21 protein-coding genes are annotated in these 22,016 nt (G+C 63.6%); 12 read left to right on the top strand and 9 right to left on the bottom strand.

Translation table 11 applies throughout. From position 1 onward, the window contains the following. Positions 1-2: 2 nt before the first annotated feature. The 3 genes from IAE34_RS03140 to IAE34_RS03130 are packed head-to-tail and all read right to left on the bottom strand — an operon-like array spanning position 3 to position 1,780. Complete coding sequence (locus tag IAE34_RS03140; RefSeq protein ID WP_200137398.1) at positions 3-686, bottom strand: GNAT family N-acetyltransferase; 684 nt, start codon at positions 684-686, stop codon at positions 3-5. Between the two features lie 6 nt (positions 687-692). Then, on the bottom strand, positions 693-1,139 hold the full coding sequence (locus IAE34_RS03135) for a GNAT family N-acetyltransferase (RefSeq protein ID WP_200137397.1): 447 nt from the start codon (positions 1,137-1,139) through the stop codon (positions 693-695). Between the two features lie 11 nt (positions 1,140-1,150). Then, positions 1,151-1,780, bottom strand: coding sequence for an FMN-binding negative transcriptional regulator (locus IAE34_RS03130; RefSeq protein WP_200137396.1), 630 nt, complete (start codon positions 1,778-1,780; stop codon positions 1,151-1,153). An 89-nt stretch (positions 1,781-1,869) separates the two neighbouring features. On the opposite strand from IAE34_RS03130, the gene pdxR reads away from it, so the two are divergent. Together pdxR and IAE34_RS03120 are read left to right on the top strand one after the other, a co-directional pair. Then, positions 1,870-3,396 (top strand): MocR-like pyridoxine biosynthesis transcription factor PdxR, encoded by a 1,527-nt coding sequence (gene pdxR, locus IAE34_RS03125; protein WP_200137395.1) that lies wholly within the window; start codon positions 1,870-1,872, stop codon positions 3,394-3,396. Between the two features lie 201 nt (positions 3,397-3,597). Beyond that, positions 3,598-4,035, top strand: coding sequence for a hypothetical protein (locus tag IAE34_RS03120; protein ID WP_200137394.1), 438 nt, complete (start codon positions 3,598-3,600; stop codon positions 4,033-4,035). Positions 4,036-4,074: 39 nt separating this feature from the next. Here IAE34_RS03120 and IAE34_RS03115 read toward each other — a convergent pair whose 3' ends face one another. The 4 genes from IAE34_RS03115 to aspA all read right to left on the bottom strand — a co-directional run bounded on the left by IAE34_RS03115 (position 4,075) and on the right by aspA (position 8,957). Then, positions 4,075-5,178, bottom strand: a complete 1,104-nt coding sequence (locus IAE34_RS03115; RefSeq protein ID WP_200137393.1) for a polyamine ABC transporter substrate-binding protein — start codon at positions 5,176-5,178, stop codon at positions 4,075-4,077. Next, positions 5,175-6,221 (bottom strand): histone deacetylase family protein, encoded by a 1,047-nt coding sequence (locus IAE34_RS03110; protein ID WP_200137392.1) that lies wholly within the window; start codon positions 6,219-6,221, stop codon positions 5,175-5,177. The genes IAE34_RS03115 and IAE34_RS03110 overlap by 4 nt, the downstream gene beginning before the upstream one ends. Positions 6,222-6,371: 150 nt before the next feature. Next, positions 6,372-7,364: an AraC family transcriptional regulator gene (locus IAE34_RS03105; protein WP_200137391.1), complete on the bottom strand. Its 993-nt coding sequence runs from the start codon at positions 7,362-7,364 to the stop codon at positions 6,372-6,374. 168 nt (positions 7,365-7,532) lie between these two features. Beyond that, positions 7,533-8,957, bottom strand: coding sequence for an aspartate ammonia-lyase (aspA, locus tag IAE34_RS03100; RefSeq protein WP_200137390.1), 1,425 nt, complete (start codon positions 8,955-8,957; stop codon positions 7,533-7,535). 181 nt (positions 8,958-9,138) lie between these two features. Between aspA and IAE34_RS03095 the strand changes: the two genes are divergently transcribed. The 5 genes from IAE34_RS03095 to IAE34_RS03075 all read left to right on the top strand — a co-directional run bounded on the left by IAE34_RS03095 (position 9,139) and on the right by IAE34_RS03075 (position 12,760). Next, on the top strand, positions 9,139-10,080 hold the full coding sequence (locus tag IAE34_RS03095) for a LysR substrate-binding domain-containing protein (RefSeq protein WP_200137389.1): 942 nt from the start codon (positions 9,139-9,141) through the stop codon (positions 10,078-10,080). 172 nt (positions 10,081-10,252) lie between these two features. Further along, entirely contained in the window at positions 10,253-10,744 is a 492-nt protein-coding gene (gene purE, locus IAE34_RS03090; protein ID WP_200137388.1) for a 5-(carboxyamino)imidazole ribonucleotide mutase, read from the top strand. Positions 10,745-10,754: 10 nt separating this feature from the next. After that, positions 10,755-11,837, top strand: coding sequence for a 5-(carboxyamino)imidazole ribonucleotide synthase (locus IAE34_RS03085; protein ID WP_200137387.1), 1,083 nt, complete (start codon positions 10,755-10,757; stop codon positions 11,835-11,837). A gap of 95 nt (positions 11,838-11,932) precedes the next feature. Next, entirely contained in the window at positions 11,933-12,178 is a 246-nt protein-coding gene (locus IAE34_RS03080) for a GlsB/YeaQ/YmgE family stress response membrane protein (RefSeq protein ID WP_200137386.1), read from the top strand. Positions 12,179-12,226: 48 nt separating this feature from the next. Further along, positions 12,227-12,760: a DUF3299 domain-containing protein gene (locus IAE34_RS03075; RefSeq protein WP_200137385.1), complete on the top strand. Its 534-nt coding sequence runs from the start codon at positions 12,227-12,229 to the stop codon at positions 12,758-12,760. A 12-nt stretch (positions 12,761-12,772) separates the two neighbouring features. Here IAE34_RS03075 and IAE34_RS03070 read toward each other — a convergent pair whose 3' ends face one another. After that, on the bottom strand, positions 12,773-13,669 hold the full coding sequence (locus IAE34_RS03070) for a D-hexose-6-phosphate mutarotase (RefSeq protein WP_200137384.1): 897 nt from the start codon (positions 13,667-13,669) through the stop codon (positions 12,773-12,775). Between the two features lie 72 nt (positions 13,670-13,741). After that, positions 13,742-14,140: an acyl-CoA thioesterase gene (locus IAE34_RS03065; RefSeq protein ID WP_200137383.1), complete on the bottom strand. Its 399-nt coding sequence runs from the start codon at positions 14,138-14,140 to the stop codon at positions 13,742-13,744. 354 nt (positions 14,141-14,494) lie between these two features. On the opposite strand from IAE34_RS03065, the gene IAE34_RS03060 reads away from it, so the two are divergent. The 5 genes from IAE34_RS03060 to pstB all read left to right on the top strand — a co-directional run bounded on the left by IAE34_RS03060 (position 14,495) and on the right by pstB (position 21,975). Continuing rightward, positions 14,495-15,784: an MFS transporter gene (locus tag IAE34_RS03060; RefSeq protein WP_200137382.1), complete on the top strand. Its 1,290-nt coding sequence runs from the start codon at positions 14,495-14,497 to the stop codon at positions 15,782-15,784. A gap of 162 nt (positions 15,785-15,946) precedes the next feature. Then, the gene (locus tag IAE34_RS03055) at positions 15,947-16,927 is read left to right on the top strand and encodes a phosphate ABC transporter substrate-binding protein PstS (RefSeq protein WP_200137381.1); all 981 of its coding nucleotides are present in this window, start codon (positions 15,947-15,949) and stop codon (positions 16,925-16,927) included. A 143-nt stretch (positions 16,928-17,070) separates the two neighbouring features. Next, on the top strand, positions 17,071-19,359 hold the full coding sequence (locus IAE34_RS03050) for an ABC transporter permease subunit (RefSeq protein WP_233630914.1): 2,289 nt from the start codon (positions 17,071-17,073) through the stop codon (positions 19,357-19,359). Positions 19,360-19,376: 17 nt separating this feature from the next. After that, positions 19,377-21,047: a phosphate ABC transporter permease PstA gene (gene pstA, locus IAE34_RS03045; RefSeq protein WP_200137380.1), complete on the top strand. Its 1,671-nt coding sequence runs from the start codon at positions 19,377-19,379 to the stop codon at positions 21,045-21,047. A gap of 94 nt (positions 21,048-21,141) precedes the next feature. Continuing rightward, positions 21,142-21,975 (top strand): phosphate ABC transporter ATP-binding protein PstB, encoded by an 834-nt coding sequence (pstB, locus tag IAE34_RS03040; protein ID WP_200137379.1) that lies wholly within the window; start codon positions 21,142-21,144, stop codon positions 21,973-21,975. Positions 21,976-22,016: the final 41 nt, after the last annotated feature.

The raw sequence follows: 22,016 nt of genomic DNA, 5'->3' as shown, positions 1-22,016 counted from the left end.
TATCAACGCGCGGATGCGCGCTGGCGACACGCCTCGAGGGTCTGGACCTGACCGTCGCTCGGCTGATTGTCGTCGCTCAACCACCGCTCGAACCCGGCTGCAACGGCTGGCCATTCTGCATCGGTGATCGAGTACCACGCTGTGTCGCGGTTTTGCCCCTTGATCACCATGTGCTGGCGGAACACGCCCTCGAACACGAAGCCCAGCCGCAGTGCCGCGCGCTTGGAGCGCGCATTGGCATCGTTGCATTTCCACTCCAGCCGCCGGTTGCCCAGTTCGAAGCCCAGCCTGGCCAGGAGGAACACCGCTTCGGTGCTCTTGGGCGAGCGCTGCATGGCGGCGCCGAAAGCGATGTGACCGATCTCGAAGCGGCCATGGTCGGGCACGATCGACATGTAGCTGAGGATGCCCTGGGCCTGGCCTTCGCGCGGATCGATGACCGTGAAGAACAGCGGGTCGCAACTGTTGGCCTGGCCGTCGAGCCAGCGGTCGAAAGCCGCGCGTTCGGTGAAGGGGCCGTAGGGCAGATAGTCCCACAGCCTTGGGTCCGAACCCGGACCTTGCAGTACCAGCCACAGGTCGTCGCCGTGGCGTGCAGGGTCGAGTTTTTCCAGGCGAACGAAGCGGCCGTTCAGCGTAGTGGCCTGCGCAGCCTTGGCAGGTGTCCAGCTCAGTGCGTCAGTCATGTTGGCCTACAACCCTTTGCGAAACTGGATGAAACCAGGGCGCTCGGCCACCTGCTCGTACAGGGCGATGGCGGTGGCGTTGGTTTCGTGGGTCAGCCAGTGCACCTTGATGCAGTCGGCCGCCTTCGCCGTGGCATAGACGTGCTCGATGAGCTGGCGACCGATGCCCAGCCCGCGCTGATGCTCGTGGACGTAGAGATCCTGCAGATAGCAGGAGTTCTCGATGCTCCAGTTCGATCGGTGATAGATGAAGTTGACCATCCCGACCGCCTTGCCTTCGACCCAGGCCAGGGTCGAATGAGTGGGCTCGCTCGGATCGAGCAGGCGCTGCCAGGTGCTGGCGGTCACTTCGTCGGGCAGTTCGGTGGTGTAGAAACGCAGGTAGGCCTGCCACAAGGGGAGCCAGGCGGCGTGGTCGTCGAGGGTGATCGGACGCAGGGTGACGTTGGACATGGACGCTTCCTTCAGAGGGTGCGCATCTGCGCGGCAATTGACTGGTCGAGTGGGTCGGCGCTGCTGGCCAAGGCATCGCGGACACCACGGAGGTCGTCCACGCTGCGGTTCTGGCTGAGCTTGCGCACCCCTTGCAGGCGGGCGATGGGCAGGCGGATTCCGACGATGGCGCGCAACATGCCTTCCAGGTAGTCGCTGGGTGCGTCGGTGATGCGCCATGGCTGCTCACGCCGCGCTTCGTGGCGTTCGGTCAGGTGGGTGACGATGTCCAGCAGGGCACTGTCCTCGTGAATCACCTCGACCGGACCGTAGGCGTGTACGGCGGTGTAGTTCCAGGTTGGCACCACCTTGGGGTTGCTCGCCTTGCTGGGATAGAAGCTCGGGCTCACGTAGGCATCGACACCGGGAAAGACCAGCATCGCTTCGCCGCCCTCTTGCAGGTCTCGCCATTGAGGATTGGCGCGTGCCATGTGGGCGAGGACGGTACCGGATTCACCGAGACCGGTATCCAGCAGCACCGGCAGATGGGTGGCTAGCAGACCCTGTGCGCCATGACTGACCAGTACCGCCAGGCGGGTCTGCTGCATGTGTTCATGAAGGGATCGAAGCTCACTGTCTTGATGAGGTCGGAGGGCGTACATGGCAGCATCCTTGTGGAATACCGTGATCCTAGGCAGGCTATTGGTCCGATGTAAGATCCATTCCTGATCAATTTCATAGGTCCAATTCCATGAGCACAGGCGACGTCGTGCTGCCCTTCGACCCTTCGGGAATTGCCTTGGACCCGGCCAAGGGGCTTGGCCGCGAGTTGTACCAGGTATTGCGCGGCAGGATTCTGGATGGACGCCTTGGTAGCGGCACGCGGCTGCCGGCAAGCCGCGAGCTCGGCGCGCTGCTGGGTATATCGCGAAACACCGTGATCCGCGCGTATGACCAGTTGTATGCCGAAGGCTTCATAGAAAGCCGGGTTGGGGATGGAACCTACGTCACGTCCCTGAACAAACTGTCCACACAGTTACCCACAGGTTTACCACCTGGGTTACCCACAGGTTTATCCACATTTCACAGCGATGACACTGAGGATTCATACAGTCTGGACACGATCGGTAGCGTCGTTCGACGGCTGCAATCCCACCATCTGCCTAGTCCGAAAGCGGGGGCGCCACGGGCATTTCGAGTAGGCATTCCCGCCTTCGACCAGTTTCCATTCGAGGTGTGGGCCAAGCTGCAAGCGGGTTTCTGGCGAAATCCGTCACTTGCCAGGCTGGGCTACGGCGACCCGGCTGGCGAGCGGGAGCTGCGTGAGCTGATCGCGACTTATCTGCGCAGATCGAGGGGGTTGGCTTGCGCGGCTGAACAAATTGTGATCACCCAAGGTGCGCAGGAGGCCATCAGCCTTTGTGCACAGCTGCTCCTCGAGCAGGCCGCTTGCGTCGCTGTGGAAAACCCAGGTTATCGGGCAGCGGCCCACGCGTTGACCTTGGCAGGCGCGCAGGTCACCGGCGTACCTGTGGATAACGAAGGCATCGACTGTACGGTCCTGGAATCGCTCCCGGCCTGTCGACTGGTCTACGTCACCCCAGCTCACCAGTACCCTACGGGCGTCACGCTCAGCCTCGCGCGGCGGCTGGCCCTGCTCGAATGGGCCAGCCGAAACCAGGGATGGATCATCGAAGATGACTACGATGGGGAATACCGCTACAGCGGGGCGCCGCTGGCTCCATTGGCTGCCCTGGACCGACAGGCGCGGGTGATCTACGTCGGAACCTTCGGCAAGGTGGCATTTCCGGCCTTGAGGCTGGGGTATCTGGTACTGCCCAACTCATTGACCACTGCATTCGCTCGAGCGCGCGCGCTGCATGTGCGGCATTCGGAAGTATCCACACAATGCGTGATGGCGCAGTTCATGATTCAGGGCGAGTTTCAGCGTCATATCCGTCGCATGCGGCGAGCCGCGCTTGCCCGTCGTGACGCGCTACTCGCGGCCTGGCCGCAGGGTGTGCCGGGTGTGGGGCCGATGCCGACGGTTTCGGCCGGGCTGCACCTGGCGTTGCCGGTGCAAGGCATCGAACGCGAGCGCGAACTGATCGGACTGGCCGAGACGGTGGGTGTCGAGATCAACGCCCTGAGCGATTACTGGCTGGCAGCCGATGACCACGACAGACCTGCGCCCGCCGGGTTGGTACTGGGGTTTGCCGCTGTAGCGCCTACGGCCATAAAAGCAGCGTGCGACAGATTAAGAGATGTTTGGCGATAGCGTTTATAGTGGCTGAAGAAAATAGGAAAGTTCTGATGATGATGTAGTTGTTTATACACTTTATGTTTGAATTTATTTTGAAATGATTGCACAAGTATTTCGCTTGCGTACCCAGCGGGGTTGTTCGAAAGTTTGGCGGGCATGTCGATGTCTACATTCTTTAGCGGAGACCCACTGATGAAAGAAACACACATGAAGTGCATGAAGGCCGCCATCTGCGCGGCCCAGGGCTGCCAGACCGGCAAACGCGATATCGAGGACTTCTTCATCGCCACCATCGATGGACAACCCTTCGAGGCCACTCAGGTTCTCGGTTATTCGAGCTTCGGCGTGAACATTGTGCTGGGTGTCATCACCACGGAACGAGGCCGCCGCTATATCTCGTTCGCAGCCGATGACGATATTACCGAAGGTCAGAATGTCGTCAGCCTTGAGGGCAAGATCACTATCGGTTATCTCATCGAGGAAGGTGAAAACATCGAATACCCGGCCGACCTCGGCGGGGCCGAAGTCTACGTGGCGGCCGATAAGCCCTACGCTGGCAGGTTCATCGCCAACCTGGTTCAGGGTTCTGCGTATGCAACCATCACCCGCGCTTCGTTCAGCGTGAAAGGCCTGTGCAGCCTGTCGCAGGCGTGAGTCGCCCGCGTCAGGTCGCGGGCACTTCACGTGGGCGGCTCAAGTCCCCGACTTGATGCGTGTCCATGCCCTGGTCCGGGCGCGCTCCGCCTCGCGTGGCAATGGCCTGAGCGTATACAACTTGGCCATCGCCTCGGGTGTGGGGTACAGGTTGGGGTTGTTGCGAATGTCCGGATTGACCTTTTCGGTAGCATCCTTGTTGGGGTTCGGATAGCCGACGAAGTCGCTGATCGGCGCGATCACCTCGGGTCGCAGCAGGTAGTCGATGAACGTGTGGGCATCCTCGGGATTCGCTGCGTTCTTCGGAATCGCCAGCATGTCGAACCAGATGGGCGCGCCTTCCCTGGGCAGGCGCATATCCACCACTACGCCGTTGTTCGCTTCACGTGCACGGTTGGCGGCCTGGGAGAAACTGCCGGAATAGCCGACCGCCACGCAGATGTCGCCATTGGCGATATCTGCCATGTATTTGGAGGAATGGAAGTAGGTGATGGACGGCCGGATCTTCATCAGCAGTGCTTCGGCCTTCTTGTAGTCCTCGGGCTTGTCGCTGTTGGGCGACAGGCCGAGATACTGCAAGGCCAGGGGCAGGATTTCCGACGGAGAATCGAGTAGCGCTACGCCGCATTGCTTGAGTTTGGCGATGTTCTCCGGCTTGAAGATCAGGTCCCAGCTGTCGACGGGCGCACCGTCACCCAGCGCGGCCTTGACCTTGGCCGGGTTGAAACCGATCAGGATGGTGCCGTACATGTAAGGCACGGCGAAGCGGTTGCCGGGATCGTTCGCTTCCACCAGCTTCATCAGCGCCGGGTCAAGGTGCTGCCAGTTCGGCAGTTTGCTGCGGTCCAGCGGCTGGAACACGCCGGCTTCGATCTGCTTGGCCAGGAACACGTTGGAGGGCACCACCACGTCGTAGCCGGAATTACCGGTCAGCAGCTTGGCCTCGAGCGCTTCGTTGGTATCGAAGATGTCGTAGATCAGCTTGACCTGTGCAGTCTTCTGGAAATCCACGAGGGTTTGCGGCGTGATGTAGTCGAACCAGTTGTACACCCGCAGGGTGCGTTCCTGGGCTTCGACCTGCGTGGCGCCGGCCAGCAGGCCGACGGCGACGAGGGGGGCGAGCAGACCTTTGAAGGGATTCATGAGCAGGCTCCTGGCTGGTGGCGCTCGAAGCCTTCCAGCACGTTGACCGCGTTGATACCGATTTCCTCGACGGCGTAGCCGCCCTCCATCACGAACAACGTTGGCTTGCCCAGCCGAGCGATGCGTTCGCCCATTTGCAGGTAATCCGGGCTGTCGAGCTTGAACTGGGAAATGGGGTCGTCCTTGAAGGTGTCCACGCCCAGCGAGATCACCAGAACGTCCGCGTCGAACCTGGCCAGGCGCTGGCAGGCGTCCTCCAGTGCGGCGCTCCAGGTCGCCCAGTCACTGCCTGCCGGCAGGGGGTAGTTCACGTTGAAGCCTTCGCCTGCACCATGCCCGGTTTCATCGGCGTAGCCGAGAAAGAACGGGAATTCGTCGGTCGGATCGCCGTGAATGGAGGCGAAGAACACGTCGTTGCGGTGGTAGAAGATGTCTTGCGTGCCATTACCGTGGTGGTAGTCCACGTCGAGTATCGCGACCTTGCCTCGACCTTGGTCGAGAAACGCCTGAGCCGCGATGGCAGCATTGTTCAGGTAGCAGTAGCCACCCATCACCTCGGCTGCGGCATGATGACCAGGCGGCCGACAAAGGGCGAAGGCCGAATGGGCGCCGTCCTGGATGGCGGCCTGGGCGGTCAAGGCTACCTGAGCGGCGCTGTAGGCAGCCCGCCAGGTGCCAGCGGTGATCGGCGCACCACCGTCGAAACTGTAGTAACCCAGCTCGCCGTGCAGGCCTTGCGGCTTGATCTGCCGCAAGGTGCGTGCTGGCCAGGTGAATGGCAGCAGATCGCCTTCCTGATTCATGGCGGCCCAGCGGGCCCATGCCCCTTCGAAGAAATCCAGGTAGGCGGCGCTGTGCACCCGCAGCAGTGGGGCGCGGCCGAAGTCCGACGGCGCCCGGATGGGGCCCAGCGTGCGCTGTTTCACCCGATCGAGCACGTGGTCGGCGCGGGACGGCATTTCGAAGCACGGCATCAGCTTGCCGTCGATCAGCTCGCAGCGGCCGTGATGCAAGCGGTGATCATCGGAATAGATGGTCAGCATTCATTGTTCTCCGAGGGGACAGGCGTGCGTCCATTGTGGTGGGCGCGGCGCGCCGGGGAGAACGGTGCAAATGGCCAAAAGGGGATCGATGTGGCCACTGACCGTGGCCATATGGGTGCCCTTTCCCGGCAAGTGGATGATCGTTGGGCACTAACCGCGAAAGTGGCTGGGCGCCACGCCGCTCCAACGCTGGAAGGCGTGCCGAAAGCTGGCGGTTTCGCTGAAGCCGAGCGTCTCGGCGATGAGGTAGATCGGCATCTGGTCCTCGGCCAGCAACTGCTTGGCGCGGTCGAAGCGCAGTTCGTCGAGCAACTGCTGGTAGCTGCTGCCCAAGGCCTGCAAGTGCCTTCTCAGCGTGCGCGAGGAGCAGTTCATCTGCCGCGCCAGGCCTTCCAGCCCCGGCGCGGCATCGAGCTGATCGAGCAGCAGCTGGCGAATGCGCCCCAGCCAGGCCTGGCGCCCGGTGAACTCGAGATTCAGGCGCCGACAGCGCTCGGTCATGGCCTTGTGGGTGATGGGATCGGCCAGGGGCAGTGGCCTGTCCAGCCAGCGCCGTTCGAAGGCGAAGGCATTGTCGCGCGAGCCGAAGCCCAGGGGGCACTGGAAGGCATCGGCGTAGAGGGGGTGATAGTGCGGCCGCGCATGCTCGAAGCGCGCCGCCAGCAGTGGCAATGGGCGACCGAGCAGGTCGTCGCAGATCACCTTCAGCGACGCCAGACAGAACTCGGCGTTGAAGGCCGCCAGGGCCGGCGCTTCGCGGTACTCGCTGGCAACCAGCCAGACACGCTGGCCGTCATCGACCAGGCGCAACTGGAAGATCGTTCCCAGCAGTGCCGGAAAACACAGCGCCAGGCGCAGAGCGTCACCCAAAGTGGCACTGGAGAGCAGTGCGTAACCGAGCATGCCATAGCACGACACGTGCATGCGTCGCCCCAGCTCCAGGCCGATTTCCGCGCGTCGAGCCACCGCATTGGCACAGACCTGCAACTCTTGCTGGGTGGTGATGCGCGCATCGGGATGGCCCAGGTCGGCCGGGCCTATGCCGCTGCCGACGAGCAGCTCACCGGCGTTGCAGCCAGTCTCCTGGAAGACGTTGAGGATCAGCGACACGGCATTGAGCGTAGTGAGGTGGCTGTGCAGCATGCGCGGCTTCCCATTGCGGTTGAGCCTTGGCGACAGCAAGTTGTGTGCCGTGACAATCCCGGCGCCGCGTCGCGCGCAAAAAAAAGGGCCCTGCGCATGGCGCGGGCCCTGGAAAGGTTGAGAGGTGTCTAGTCCCTCGACCTGGTGAGACGGTGTGCAGCGGTCGGGTTACGCCTTCAGCGGAACCAGACGGGGAGCGATCATGTTTTCAGGGCGCAGGATGTCGTCGAGCATCGCGTCGTCCAGCAGCTTCTCTTCGCGCACCAGTTCCAGCACGCCACGGCCACTTTCCAGGGCGACGCGGGCGATACGGGTGGCGTTCTCGTAGCCGATGTAAGGGTTCAATGCAGTGACCAGGCCGATGGAGTGCTCGACCAGTTCGCGGCAGCGCTGCTCGTTGGCGGTGATGCCGACGATGCAGTGTTCGCGCAGCATGTCCATGGCGCGCTGCAGCAGGCGGATCGAGTCGAAGATCTTGTAGGCGATCAGCGGCTCCATGACGTTCAACTGCAACTGGCCACCTTCGGCGGCGACGGTCAGCGCCAGGTCGTTGCCCATGATGGCGAAGGCCACCTGGTTGACGGCTTCCGGGATCACCGGGTTGACCTTGCCTGGCATGATCGAGCTGCCTGGCTGGCGCGCCGGCAGGTTGATTTCGTTGATGCCCGTGCGCGGACCGCTGGACAGCAGGCGCAGGTCGTTGCAGATCTTCGACAGCTTCACCGCGGTGCGCTTGAGCATGCCGGAGAACAGCACGAAGGCGCCCATGTCGGAGGTGGCTTCGATCAGGTCGGCGGCCGGCACCAGCGGCTGGCCGCTGATGGTCGCCAGGCGCTGCACGGCCAGGGCCTGGTAGCCCGGGTCGGCGTTGATGCCGGTACCGATGGCGGTACCGCCCAGGTTGATTTCGGTGAGCAGCTCCGGTGCCAGCGAACGCAGACGGTTGAGATCTTCGGTCATGGTGGTGGCGAAAGCGTGGAATTCCTGGCCCAAGGTCATCGGCACCGCGTCCTGCAGCTGGGTGCGGCCCATCTTCAACACATGGTTGAATTCCTTGCCCTTGGCGGCGAATGCCTGGATCAGGCTGTCGAGACTGGCCAGCAGGGCGTCATGACCCAGCAGCAGGCCCAGGCGAATGGCGGTGGGGTAGGCGTCGTTGGTGGACTGCGCCATGTTCACGTCGTTGTTCGGGTGCAGGTACTGGTATTCACCCTTCTGGTGACCCATGGCCTCCAGCGCGACGTTGGCGATCACCTCGTTGGCGTTCATGTTGGTGGACGTACCGGCACCACCCTGGATCATGTCCACCACGAACTGGTCGTGGTAATCGCCCTTGATCAGGCGGCCGCAGGCGGCGCTGATGGCGGCGTGCTTGGCATCGCTGAGGTGGCCCAGCTCCCGGTTGGCGTCGGCAGCGGCCTGCTTGACCATGGCCAGGGCCACGACCAGCTTCGGATAGTGCGACAGCGGTACGCCGGAGAGATGGAAGTTGTTGGCAGCGCGCAGGGTCTGGATGCCGTAGTAGGCATCGGCAGGGACTTCAAGGGTACCAAGCAGGTCTTTTTCGACACGGAACGATGCAGCGGAGGACATGATGGATATCATCTCGGTTTTGGCCCGGCACCTGCCGGAATGCCGCCAATCCTAGGCCGCAGCGGATTTGGCGGCCAATGCTGTTGCACGCTAACCTATGCACAAACGGCATAATGATTGATGTGACGCCGACCAGTGAACGAGCGTGTTCCATTTTGGTGCGCGCCTGCGGAGCTTCCTGATGAATCTCGAAAGCAAATGGCTGGAAGATTTCAGCGCCCTGGCCTCCACGCGCAGTTTCTCCCAGGCGGCCGAGCGTCGCTTCGTGACCCAACCCGCCTTCAGCCGGCGCATTCGCAGCCTTGAGGCGGCATTGGGGCTGACCCTGGTCAATCGCTCGCGCACGCCGATCGAGCTGACCGAGGCTGGCCAGTTGTTTCTGGTGACGGCGCGCACGGTCGTGGACCAGCTGAGCGAGGTGCTCCGCCACCTGCATCACCTCGAAGGCGGGCAGGGCGAGGTGATTCAGGTGGCCGCCGCGCACTCCTTGGCTTCGGGCTTCTTCCCGCGCTGGGTGGCGCAGTTGCGCAACGATGGTCTGAATATCGCCACCCGACTGGTCGCCACCAACGTTGGCGACGCGGTGCATGCCCTGCGCGAAGGCGGCTGCGACCTGATGCTGGCGTTCTACGATCCGGATGCGGCGCTGCAGATGGACGCCGAGATCTTCCCGTCCCTGCACATGGGCACCACGGAAATGCTGCCGGTGTGTGGCGTGGGCGCCGATGGCGCGCCGCTGTTCGACCTGGAGGGGGAGGGCAGCGTACCGCTGCTGGCCTACAGTGCCGGCGCCTTCCTTGGGCGCTCGGTGAGCCTGCTGCTGCGCCAGCGCAACCTGCGCTATACCACGGTGTACGAAACGGCGATGGCCGACAGCCTCAAGAGCATGGCCCTGGAAGGCATGGGCATCGCCTGGGTGCCGCGGCTGTCGATGCGCGGCGAGCTGGAGCGTGGCGAGCTGGCGATCTGCGGCTCCAGCCAGTGGCATGTGCCGCTGGAGATCCGCCTGTACCGCTGCGCCCTGGTGCGCAAGGCCAACGTGCGCCTGCTGTGGCGCAAGCTCGAAGGCGTCGGGCTCGGCGGCGCAGTTGACCCGAAAGTCAGTCCAGGCCCCGAAAAATAAGGCCGACAGGCCGTCGGCGGGGGTGCCTGTAGGGCGCCGGGTTACGTTATACTGCGCGGCCCCCGGACCGGATCGATCCGGTCATCAACAGCAAACAAGCCACGCCGGTCGTCCCGCGTGGCTTGTTGTTTTTTGACGGCGCCCCCGGGCGCACAAGCGAAGAGGCTCGACGATGAGTGCACTGGTTGGCGTGATCATGGGCTCCAAGTCCGATTGGTCCACCCTTAGCCACACCGCCGATATGCTGGAAAAACTCGGCATTCCCTACGAGGTGAAGGTGGTGTCCGCCCACCGTACCCCCGACCTGCTGTTCCAGTACGCCGAACAGGCCGAAGCGCGCGGAATCGAGGTGATCATCGCCGGTGCCGGGGGCGCTGCGCACCTGCCGGGCATGTGCGCGGCCAAGACCCACCTGCCGGTGCTGGGCGTGCCGGTGCAGTCCTCGATGCTGTCGGGCGTGGATTCGCTGTTGTCGATCGTGCAGATGCCCGCCGGTGTACCGGTGGCCACCCTGGCCATCGGCAAGGCGGGTGCGATCAACGCCGCGCTGCTCTCGGCCAGCATCCTGGGCGCCAGGTATCCGCAGTACCATGCGGCGCTCAAGCAGTTCCGAACGGAGCAGACCGAAACCGTTCTGGACAATCCGGACCCACGCCAGGCTTGAGGCTGACGACATGAAGATCGGTGTAATCGGTGGTGGCCAGTTGGGCCGTATGCTGGCACTGGCGGGCACCCCGCTGGGCATGAAGTTCGCCTTCCTGGACCCCGCGCCGGATGCCTGTGCCGCACCGTTGGGCGAGCACCTGCGCGCTGACTATGGCGACCAGGACCACCTGCGCCAGTTGGCCGATGAGGTGGACCTGGTGACCTTCGAGTTCGAGAGCGTGCCGGCCGAGACCGTCGCCTTCCTTTCGCAATTCGTCCCGGTCTATCCCAGCGCGCAGGCCTTGCGCATCGCCCGTGACCGGCTGTTCGAAAAGAGCCTGTTCCGCGACCTGGGTATTCCGACCCCGGCCTTCGCCGACATCCTCTCCCAGGACGACCTCGACGCTGCCGTGGCCAGCATCGGCCTGCCCGCCGTACTCAAGACCCGCACCCTGGGTTACGACGGCAAGGGCCAGAAGGTACTGCGCACGCCGCAGGACGTGGTCGGTACCTTCGCCGAGCTGGGCAGCGTGCCTTGCCTGCTGGAAGGCTTCGTGCCGTTCACCGGCGAGGTGTCGCTGGTGGCCGTGCGTGGCCGCGACGGCGAGACGCGCTTCTACCCGCTGGTGCACAACACCCACGACAGCGGCATTCTGCGCCTGTCGGTCGCCAGCCAGGAGCACCCCTTGCAGTCCCTGGCCGAGGACTACGTCGGCCGGGTACTGAACAGCCTCGACTACGTGGGGGTGATGGCCTTCGAGTTCTTCGAAGTGGACGGCGGCCTGAAGGCCAACGAAATCGCCCCGCGCGTGCACAACTCCGGGCACTGGACCATCGAGGGCGCCGAGTGCAGCCAGTTCGAGAACCACCTGCGCGCGGTGGCCGGCCTGCCACTGGGCTCCACGGCCAAGGTCGGCGAGAGCGCCATGCTCAACTTCATCGGTGAAGTGCCTGCCGTGGACAAGGTCGTGGCCATCGACGACTGCCATCTGCACCACTATGGCAAGGCCTTCAAGCAGGGGCGCAAGGTGGGACACGCCACGCTGCGCTGCAAGGACATGCCTACCCTGGAGGCGAAAATCGCCGAAGTCGAGCAACTGATCGGCCACTGATCGAACTTCTGCCGGGCGCACGCCCTCTGAAGTGGCAACACGCCAAAGCGCTTTACGGGCTCTGGCCTGTTGCCATTTTTTTTGGAGGGATTGCCATGGGTATCATCGGAACCATCTTCATCGGCCTGATCGTCGGCCTGCTTGCACGCTTCCTCAAGCCAGGCGACGACAGCATGGGCTTGATCATGACCATTCTGCTCGGTATCGCCGGCTCGCTGTTGGCGACCTACGGTGGCCAGGCATTGGGTATCTATCATGCAGGTCAGGCGGCGGGCTTCTTCGGCGCACTGGTGGGCGCCATCGTGTTGCTGGTGATCTACGGATTCATCAAGAAGCGTTGAACACAGGCTAGAATGCGCGGCAATTCATTCGAGTTGCCGAGCATTGCCATGCGTGCGTCATTTCTTCTCCCCCTGTTGCTGGCCAGCGCCCTGGCCCATGCCGAACTGCCCGAGACCGACTGGCTGGAGCTGATGCCCAAGTCGGATCAGAAAGCCCTCGAGCAGATGCCCGAAATCGACCACAACTCCCCCGAAGCCCAAGGTACCTTCACCGCCAAGGGCGGCCTGAAGCAGAGCAAGGGGTTGCCAGCGGTGATGTACTCCACCAAGACAGTGGCGAGCCTCGAGGGTCGGCAGATCCGGCTCGGTGGGTATCCGGTGCCCCTGGAGAGCGATGCCAAGGGCAACAGCACCTTGTTCTTCCTGGTGCCTTATCCAGGAGCCTGCATCCACGTGCCGCCGCCGCCGCCCAACCAGCTGGTGCTGGTGCGCTATCCCAAGGGGCTGAAGATCAGCGATATCTACACGCCGCTGTGGGTCAGCGGCGCATTGAAGATCGAGAAGGTCAGCAACGACCTGGCCGACGCTGCCTATGCCCTGGACGCCACGAAAGTGAGGGTGGTGGAAGACGCCGACCTCTGAGCGGCGCTGCGCTCAGAGCGCTTCGCTGTCCAGCTGCACCTCCAGCACGTGACGATCGCCCGGTTCGAGCGTTATCACGTCGTCCCATACGTTGGCCGTCTCGATGCACAGCATGCGCTGCCAGCCATCGTCGGCCATGTCGGGCAGTTCGCGGGCGCGTTCGACATGGGGGTTCCAGATCACCGCGCTGCGTGAGCCGCGCGTGCGCAGGGTGACGCGGCGGTTCCAGCGGGGGTCGATGATGGCCAGTTGTTGCGGGGTATTGAGGTAGATGCGGTCGGTTTCACCGGTGAACCTCAGGACTTCATGCTGGGTGCGCGGCTCCCAGTTTTCCAGGGTCTCGATATAGGTCAGCCCCTCCACGCCCTCGACCTGTACCTCGCGTACGTCGCTGACGGCGAAGTAGCTGTGCAGCGCCTGGGCCAGAGTCACCGATGAGTCGCCCAGGTTACGGCTGGACAAGGCGATATGCAGGTGTGCCCCCAGTTCGATCACCAGGCGCAGCTCGACCTTGTGCGGCCAGCCTGGCAGACGACCTTGCGCCTCGGGCAGGTCGAACTCGACGCGCAGGGCGTCGCCGCGCTCCTCGATGCCCAGCAGCTGCCAGTCGCGCCCACGCACCAGGCCGTGGGCCGGTGCATCGCTGCCGTGGTAGGCCGCCTTGACCGAGTCGGGGTTGCGCTGGAAGTTGCTGAACCATGGCCAGCATACGGGCACCCCGGCCCGGACCGACTTGCCCTGGCCGAAGGTGGCCTGATCGCTCAACCACAGCAGCGGCGGCTCGTCGGTACGCTGGTAGCTGAGGATTTGCGCGCCCTGCTGGGCGATGAGAAGTTCGGCGTGTGGGCTGACGATGCGCCAGCAGTTCAATTCGCCGTGTTGCTCGTTGTCGACCTTGAAGGTTGCCATGGGGAGCCTCGTGCTGTGCAGGTGAGGCCGTTGGACCTCGATGTCAGCGACGAGTTTACCCCTTCCGGCGCCTCAGCAGCGGGGCACCGAGCGGGTTCTTCCGCTACCGTCGATGGCGACGAACACGAACCGCGCCTCGGTGACCTTGCGCCATTCGCTGGACAGCGGGTCGTCGCTCCACACCTCGACCATCATGTGGATGGAGCTGCGCCCGACTTCCAGGGTCTGGGTGTAGAACGACAACTGCGCGCCCACGGCAACGGGCACCAGAAAGGCCATGCGGTCGATGGACACCGTGGCCACGCGACCCGCGGCCACGCGACTGGCCATGGCCGTGCCGGCCAGGTCCATCTGGGCGACCAGCCAGCCGCCGAAAATGTCACCAAAGCCGTTGGTTTCACGCGGCAGTGCAGTGATCTGCAGCGCCAGGTCACCTTGCGGAATGGGATCTTCTTGTTCGAGCTCGATCATGCCGGGGGGCCTCTGACCCTTGAAGCTTCATGGATTGGCGCAGGAGTGGACGCCTTGAGAACGATTCAGCCTGAAACATACTACGCTGATCTCGCTGCAGTTGGCGGCCCTGAGAACATTCTGAGCATCTGCCAGGCCATAATGACCACCGCTTTAGCTCAACATCCCACATCATATTCAACCTATTCCTACAAGCGGCGAGTATATAGGCGGGATCTGCCTGGTACGACCGTTCACGGATGAATAAGTGTAGGGTTTTTGTATCGCTAGGAGCCGTACCCGGCAATTTGCTATCTTCGTCCTTCCCGCTTCAGCAGCCGCGGCACAAGCGGCCTGTCCATAAAGAGAACGTTCATGACCTCCGTGCCCACCCCCCTCGAGCAGCCTTCGCGCCCGCTGAACCGCAACGACTACAAGACCCTCTCGCTGTCCGCGCTGGGCGGCGCCCTGGAGTTCTACGATTTCATCATCTTCGTGTTCTTCGCCACGGTGGTCGGCAAGCTGTTCTTTCCGGCCGAAATGCCCGAGTGGCTGCGCCTGATGCAGACGTTCGGCATCTTCGCCGCAGGCTACCTGGCCCGACCGCTGGGGGGCATCGTCATGGCCCACTTCGGTGACCTGCTCGGGCGCAAGAAAATGTTCACCCTGAGCATCTTCATGATGGCCTTGCCGACCCTGATCATGGGCCTGCTGCCGACCTACGCGCAGATCGGCCTATGGGCGCCGATCCTGCTGTTGCTGATGCGCGTGGTCCAGGGTGCGGCCATTGGCGGCGAGGTGCCAGGCGCCTGGGTGTTCGTTTCCGAGCATGTGTCCGAGCGCAACACCGGCTATGCCTGCGGTACGCTCACGGCCGGTCTGACGGCGGGAATTCTGCTGGGTTCGCTGGTGGCCACCCTGATCAACAGCCTGTACACACCCGAGCAGGTCGCCGACTACGCCTGGCGCATTCCCTTCCTGCTGGGTGGCGTGTTCGGCTTCCTGGCCGTGTACCTGCGTCGCTGGTTGCATGAAACCCCGGTGTTCGCCGAGATGCAGCAGCGCAAGGCGCTGGCCGAAGAGCTGCCGTTGCGGGCGGTGCTGCGCGACCACCGGGGCGCGATCGTGCTGTCGATGCTGCTGACCTGGCTGCTGTCTGCCGGCATCGTGGTGGTGATCCTGATGACCCCGGCGCTGTTGCAGAGCCTGTATCACATCAGCCCTACCGACTCGCTGAAGGCCAACAGCCTGGCAATCGTCCTGCTCAGCCTTGGCTGCATCGGCGCCGGCCGCCTGGCCGATCGCTTCGGTGCCGGCCGCGTGTTCGTGCTCGGCAGCATCGGGTTGCTGGTGTCGTCCTGGAGCTTCTATCACAGCCTGCCGACGCGCCCGGAACTGCTGTTCCCGCTGTATGCCGTCACCGGGCTGTTCGTCGGCCTGGTGGGTGCAGTGCCCTATGTGATGGTCAAGGCCTTCCCGGCCGTGGTGCGTTTCAGTGGTCTGTCGTTCTCCTACAACGTGGCCTACGCCATTTTCGGCGGCCTCACACCCATGGTGGTGACCGGACTGCTCAAGGTCAGCCCGATGGCGCCGGCCTACTACGTGGCGGGGCTGTGCATGGTGGGCCTGGGTGTGGGTGGCTACTTGCTGGTCAACAGGCGCTGATTCGCGCGGCAGCGGGGGGTGCCCAGAGGGAAGGGTGGAAGGTGCGCCAGCGATGATGGCATTTCATCCATTTGTCACAATTGGGTCATATCGTGTTCACGCGGCCTGCCGATACTGGGCCCCGTTCCATCCGACACCCCCTATTCCTGCTAGGAGCAAGGCATGAAATTGAAGCGTTTGATGGCGGCCCTGACATTTGCCGCCGCTGGCGTGGCAGCCGCCACCGCGGTAGCCGCTGTCGATCCTGCAATCCCGTCCTACACCAAGACCACTGGCGTATCGGGCAACCTCTCCAGCGTAGGTTCCGATACCCTCGCGAACCTGATGACCCTGTGGGCCGAGGCCTACAAGAAGGAATATCCGAACGTCAACATCCAGATCCAGGCCGCCGGCTCGTCCACCGCGCCGCCCGCGCTCACCGAGGGTACCGCCAACCTGGGCCCCATGAGCCGCAAGATGAAGGACGTCGAACTGCAGGCCTTCGAGCAGAAGTACGGTTACAAGCCGACCGCCATCCCCGTGGCGGTCGATGCCCTGGCGGTGTTCGTGCACAAGGACAACCCGATCCAGCACCTGACCATGGAGCAGGTCGATGCGATCTTCTCCTCCACTCGCCTGTGCGGTGGTAAGGCCGAGGTCAAGACCTGGGGCGACGTGGGCGTGACCGGTGATCTGGCCAACAAGCCGATCCAGCTGTTCGGCCGTAATTCGGTATCGGGCACCTATGGCTACTTCAAGGAAGAGGCGCTGTGCAAAGGCGACTTCAAGCCTAACGTCAACGAACAGCCCGGCTCGGCCTCGGTGGTGCAGTCGATCAGCTCTTCGCTCAACGGTATCGGCTACTCGGGCATCGGCTACAAGACCGCCAGCGTCAAGACCGTGGCCCTGGCCAAGAAGGGCAGCAGCGAGTTCATCGAAGACACCGAAGAGAACGCCCTGAACGGCAAGTACCCGCTGTCGCGCTTCCTCTACGTGTATGTGAACAAGGCGCCGAACAAGCCGCTGGCGCCGCTGGAAGCCGAGTTCGTCAAGCTGGTGCTGTCCCAGGCTGGCCAACAGGTAGTGGTCAAGGATGGCTACATCCCGCTGCCCGCCAAGGTCGTGGAAAAGACCCTGAACGACCTGGGCCTGGCCCACAAGTAAGCCGCTGTCCTGCAAGCGCGCGGCCTCACCCGCCGTTCGCTTGCAGCGCCTTTTCAGTCCGGTGCCAGGTCCCCTGAGCGGCGGGCTTTTTTGCGTCACCCTATTGTCATGTTTCTGTAATAAGGTGCCGCTACGGTGTGCCCATGAATGACCTGGCCAATTCCACGATGACCTCCGATTCCCCTCCCGTGCGCATTGACTTCAATACGCCCGAGCTGCAACGCAAGCGCCGTCTGCGCGCGTTGAGAGATCGCCTGACCCGCTGGTATGTCCTGGTGGGCGGGCTGGCCGTGCTGGCAGCGATCACGCTGATCTTCTTCTACCTGGCCTATGTGGTGCTGCCTCTGTTTCAGGGTGCCGAGCTGACCCGCAAGGCCGCCCTGCAACCAGCCTGGTTGCAGCACGACGCCGGCAAGCCGCTGGCACTGGCCTTGGAGGAGCAGAACCTGGTGGGCCTGCGGGTCTCCGACAAGGGCCAGGCGCTGTTCTTCGACACCCGCACCGGCGCGCAGCTCAAGCGCGTCGACCTGCCGGTCCCGGCAGGCGCCTCGATCACGGCGATCGGTAGCGACCAGCCTGGTAGCCCGCTCATGGTGCTGGGCCTGTCCGATGGCCGCGCCCTGGTTTTTCACCATAGCTACAAGATCACCTATCCGGACAACAAGAAGACCATCACGCCCGATATCGACTACCCCTACGGCCAGGCACCGCTGCTGCTCGACGAGCAAGGCCGGGCGCTGGAGCACGTGAGCCTGAGTCGAAGCGGCGACACGCTGTTGCTGGCCGGCTCCACCGGTGCCCAGTTGCAGGTGCTGTCGCTGTCCAGCAGCGAGAACATGCTCACCGGCGAGGTCAGCACCGAGCAGGCGCGCATCGTCTTGCCGCAGATGGCCGAAACGGTGAAGAACATCTTCATCGACCCACGCCAGCAGTGGCTGTACGTGATCAACGGCCGTGCCACCGCCGATGTCTTCAGCCTGCGCGACAAGAGCCTGAACGGTCGCTACAAGCTGCTCGACGACGGTAATGCCGAGATCACCGCCAGTGGCCAGTTGGTGGGTGGCATTTCGCTGATCCTCGGCGACTCCAGAGGTGGGCTGAGCCAGTGGTTCATGGCCCGCGATTCCGATGGCGAATCTCGGCTCAAGCTGATCCGCAGCTTCCAGTTGGGCAAGGCACCGATCGTGCAGATCGACGCCGAAGAGCGCCGCAAGGGCTTCATCGCCCTGGACCGCGACGGCAAGCTCGGGGTGTTCCACAGCACCGCGCATCGCACCCTGCTGGTGGAGCCGGTTGCCGAGGGCGCCGGGCTGCTGGCCCTGTCGCCACGTGCCAACCGCATCATGATCGAGCAGGGCGACAAGCTGCTGCCGCTGAGCCTGCGCAACCCCCACCCGGAAGTGTCTTTCAGCGCGCTGTGGGGCAAGGTCTGGTACGAAAACTATGACGCACCGAAGTACGTCTGGCAGTCCACGGCCTCGAACACCGACTTCGAACCCAAGCTGAGTCTGTCGCCGCTGACCTTCGGCACGCTCAAGGCCGCGTTCTACGCCATGATCCTGGCCGCGCCCCTGGCGATCGCCGCGGCCATCTACACGGCCTATTTCATGGCGCCGGGCATGCGCCGCAAGGTCAAGCCAGTGATCGAGCTGATGGAAGCGATGCCCACGGTGATCCTGGGCTTCTTCGCCGGGCTGTTCCTGGCGCCGTACCTGGAAGGCCACCTGCCGGGTGTGTTCAGCCTGCTGTTGCTGCTGCCGATCGGCATCCTGCTCGTGGGGTTCGGCTGGAGTCGCCTGCCCGAGTCGATTCGCCTGCGGGTCCCGGATGGCTGGGAGGCGGCGATCCTGATTCCGGTAATCCTGGCGATCGGCTGGTTCGCCCTGTCCATGAGCCCGTTCCTGGAGAGCTGGTTCTTCAACGGCGACATGCGCCTGTGGATCAGCCACGACCTGGGCATCACCTACGACCAGCGCAACGCCCTGGTGGTGGGGATCGCCATGGGCTTCGCGGTCATCCCCAACATCTATTCGATCGCCGAAGACGCCGTGTTCAGCGTGCCGCGCAGCCTCACCCTGGGTTCGCTGGCTCTCGGCGCGACGCCCTGGCAGACCCTCACCCGGGTGGTCATCCTCACCGCCAGCCCGGGTATCTTCTCGGCCCTGATGATCGGCATGGGCCGGGCCGTGGGCGAGACCATGATCGTGCTGATGGCGACCGGCAACACCCCGGTGATGGAAATGAACCTGTTCGAGGGCATGCGCACCCTGGCCGCCAACGTGGCCGTGGAAATGCCCGAATCGGAAGTCGGTGGCAGCCACTACCGTGTGCTGTTCCTCGCCGCACTCGTGCTGCTGTTGTTCACCTTCGTGATGAACACCTTGGCCGAGCTGATTCGCCAGCGTCTGCGCAAGAAATACTCGTCGCTTTGATAGAAAGGTAGAGATCCGTGAAACAGGATTCCCTCAAAGGCTGGTTCAAGAGCGGCGCCCCCGGTGTGTGGATCAGCGGTGGCGCGGTCGCCATGGCGGTGATCATGACCATCGGCCTGCTGGCGGTGATCGCCGTGCGCGGTCTGGGCCACTTCTGGCCAGCCGACCTGGTCCAGGCGACCTACAAGGTGCCTGGCCAGGCCGACGTGGTGGTGGTCGGTGAAGTGGTGCAGCAGGAAGAGGTGCCGCGCGCGCGCTTGAAGAGTGCGGGGCTGCCGGTGCCCGACCAAGGCCCGGAGTTCATGACCCGCGAACTGGTCAAGGTCGGTAACCGTGACCTCAATGGCAGCGACTTCACCTGGCTGGTCGGCGACTGGCTGGTGGATCAGCGCAAGCCCGCCGAGCTCATGGCCGTGGAGCGCCGTGAGTGGGGCAATTTCTACGGCTATCTGGTGAGCGTCAAGGAAGACGGCCGTGTGGTCGCCTCCGGGCCGAGCGCCTGGAGCGAGTTGCAAGCGCGGCTCAAGCGCGCCAGCGAACTGAACGACCAGCTGGTGAGCCTGGAAAAGAAGGATATCGGCTCGATCAACCACGGTCTGGAACGCCTGCGGCTGCACAGTCGCAAGCTCGAACTGCAAGGCAAGCTGGACGCCGTCGCCCAGGCCGATATCGAGGCCGAGCGCGCCGAGCTCAACAACCGCTACAAGACCATCGAGGAGCGCCTCAGCGGTCTGCACCAGGCCTTCGCCCGCGACAGCCTGGTGGCCCGTGACGGCAGCGGCCGCCAGGTGGAGATCAACCTGAGCAAGGTGGTGCATGCGATCCAGCCCAACGGCATGTCGACGATGACCAAGCTGCGCACCTATTTCGGCAAGGTCTGGGAATTCCTCAGTGACGACCCGCGTGAAGCCAATACCGAAGGCGGGATCTTCCCGGCCATTTTCGGCACGGTGATGATGACCCTGATCATGGCGGTGATCGTCACGCCGTTCGGCGTGCTGGCGGCGGTGTACCTGCGCGAGTATGCCCGCCAGGGCCCGGTCACCCGGCTGATCCGCATCGCCGTGAACAACCTGGCCGGGGTGCCGGCGATCGTGTACGGCGTGTTCGGCCTGGGCTTCTTCGTCTACGTGCTGGGCGGCTCGATCGACCGGCTGTTCTTCCCCGAGTCGCTGCCGGCCCCGACCCTGGGCACGCCTGGCCTGCTGTGGGCTTCGTTGACCCTGGCGTTGCTGGCGGTGCCGGTGGTGATCGTGGCCACCGAAGAAGGCCTGGCGCGGATCCCGCGGACCGTGCGCGAGGGCTCGCTGGCCCTGGGTGCGACCAAGGCCGAGACGCTGTGGAAGATCGTCCTGCCCATGGCCAGCCCGGCGATGATGACCGGCATGATTCTCGCCGTGGCGCGGGCGGCAGGGGAGGTCGCGCCGTTGATGCTGGTGGGTGTGGTGAAGCTGGCACCGTCCCTGCCGGTCGATGGCAACTACCCTTATCTGCACCTGGACCAGAAGATCATGCACCTGGGCTTCCACATCTACGATGTCGGCTTCCAGAGCCCGAACGTCGAGGCGGCGCGACCGCTGGTCTATGCCACCGCGCTGCTGCTGGTGCTGGTGATCGCCAGCCTCAACCTGTCGGCCGTGTGGATCCGCAATCACCTGCGCGAGAAGTACAAGGCCCTCGACAGCTGATCCCGGCGTCGAGCCACGCGCGGCAAGCGGCACGCCGCGTTACCCCACTGGCAGCTGGCAGCCCGATGCGCGCAGCTACAACCGGAGTGAGACCATGCAACACGATACCCCCGCTCACGGCATCGACATGTCGGCCCTGGGACGCGACAAGCAGAGCTTGCGCCTGGCCGATGAGACCGTGGCCATCGAAGTGCCAGGCCTGTCGTTGTTCTATGGTGACAAGCAAGCGTTGTTCGATGTGCAACTGAACATCCCCAAGCAGCGCGTGACCGCCTTCATCGGGCCGTCCGGCTGCGGCAAGTCGACCCTGCTGCGCACCTTCAACCGCATGAACGACCTGGTGGACGGTTGCCGCGTGGAAGGCGCCATCAACCTCTACGGCCACAACATCTACCGCAAGGGCGAGGACGTGGCCGAACTGCGCCGTCGGGTGGGCATGGTATTCCAGAAGCCCAACCCGTTCCCCAAGACCATCTACGAGAACGTGGTCTACGGCCTGCGTATCCAGGGCATCAACAAGAAGCGCGTGCTCGATGAAGCGGTGGAGTGGGCGCTCAAGGGTGCGGCCCTGTGGGATGAGGTCAAGGACCGCCTGCACGACTCGGCGCTGGGCCTTTCCGGTGGTCAGCAGCAGCGTCTGGTGATCGCCCGCACCATCGCCGTGGAACCGGAAGTGCTGCTGCTCGACGAACCGTGCTCGGCACTGGACCCGATCTCCACGCTCAAGGTCGAGGAGCTGATCTACGAGCTCAAGTCCAAGTACACCATCGTTATCGTCACCCACAACATGCAGCAAGCGGCCCGAGTTTCGGACTACACCGCTTTCATGTACATGGGCAAGCTGATCGAGGTGGGCGATACCGACACGTTGTTCACCAACCCGGCGAAAAAGCAGACCGAAGACTACATTACCGGGCGCTACGGCTAGTCGCCATTGCATGACCACCAGCGGCCACAGGCCGGGATGAC

Source organism: Pseudomonas sp. S30, assembly GCF_016518545.1.
Classification (GTDB): Bacteria; Pseudomonadota; Gammaproteobacteria; order Pseudomonadales; family Pseudomonadaceae; genus Aquipseudomonas.
Note: the sequence above shows the minus strand (reverse complement) of the source record. Positions and strands in the feature narration are given on the sequence as shown.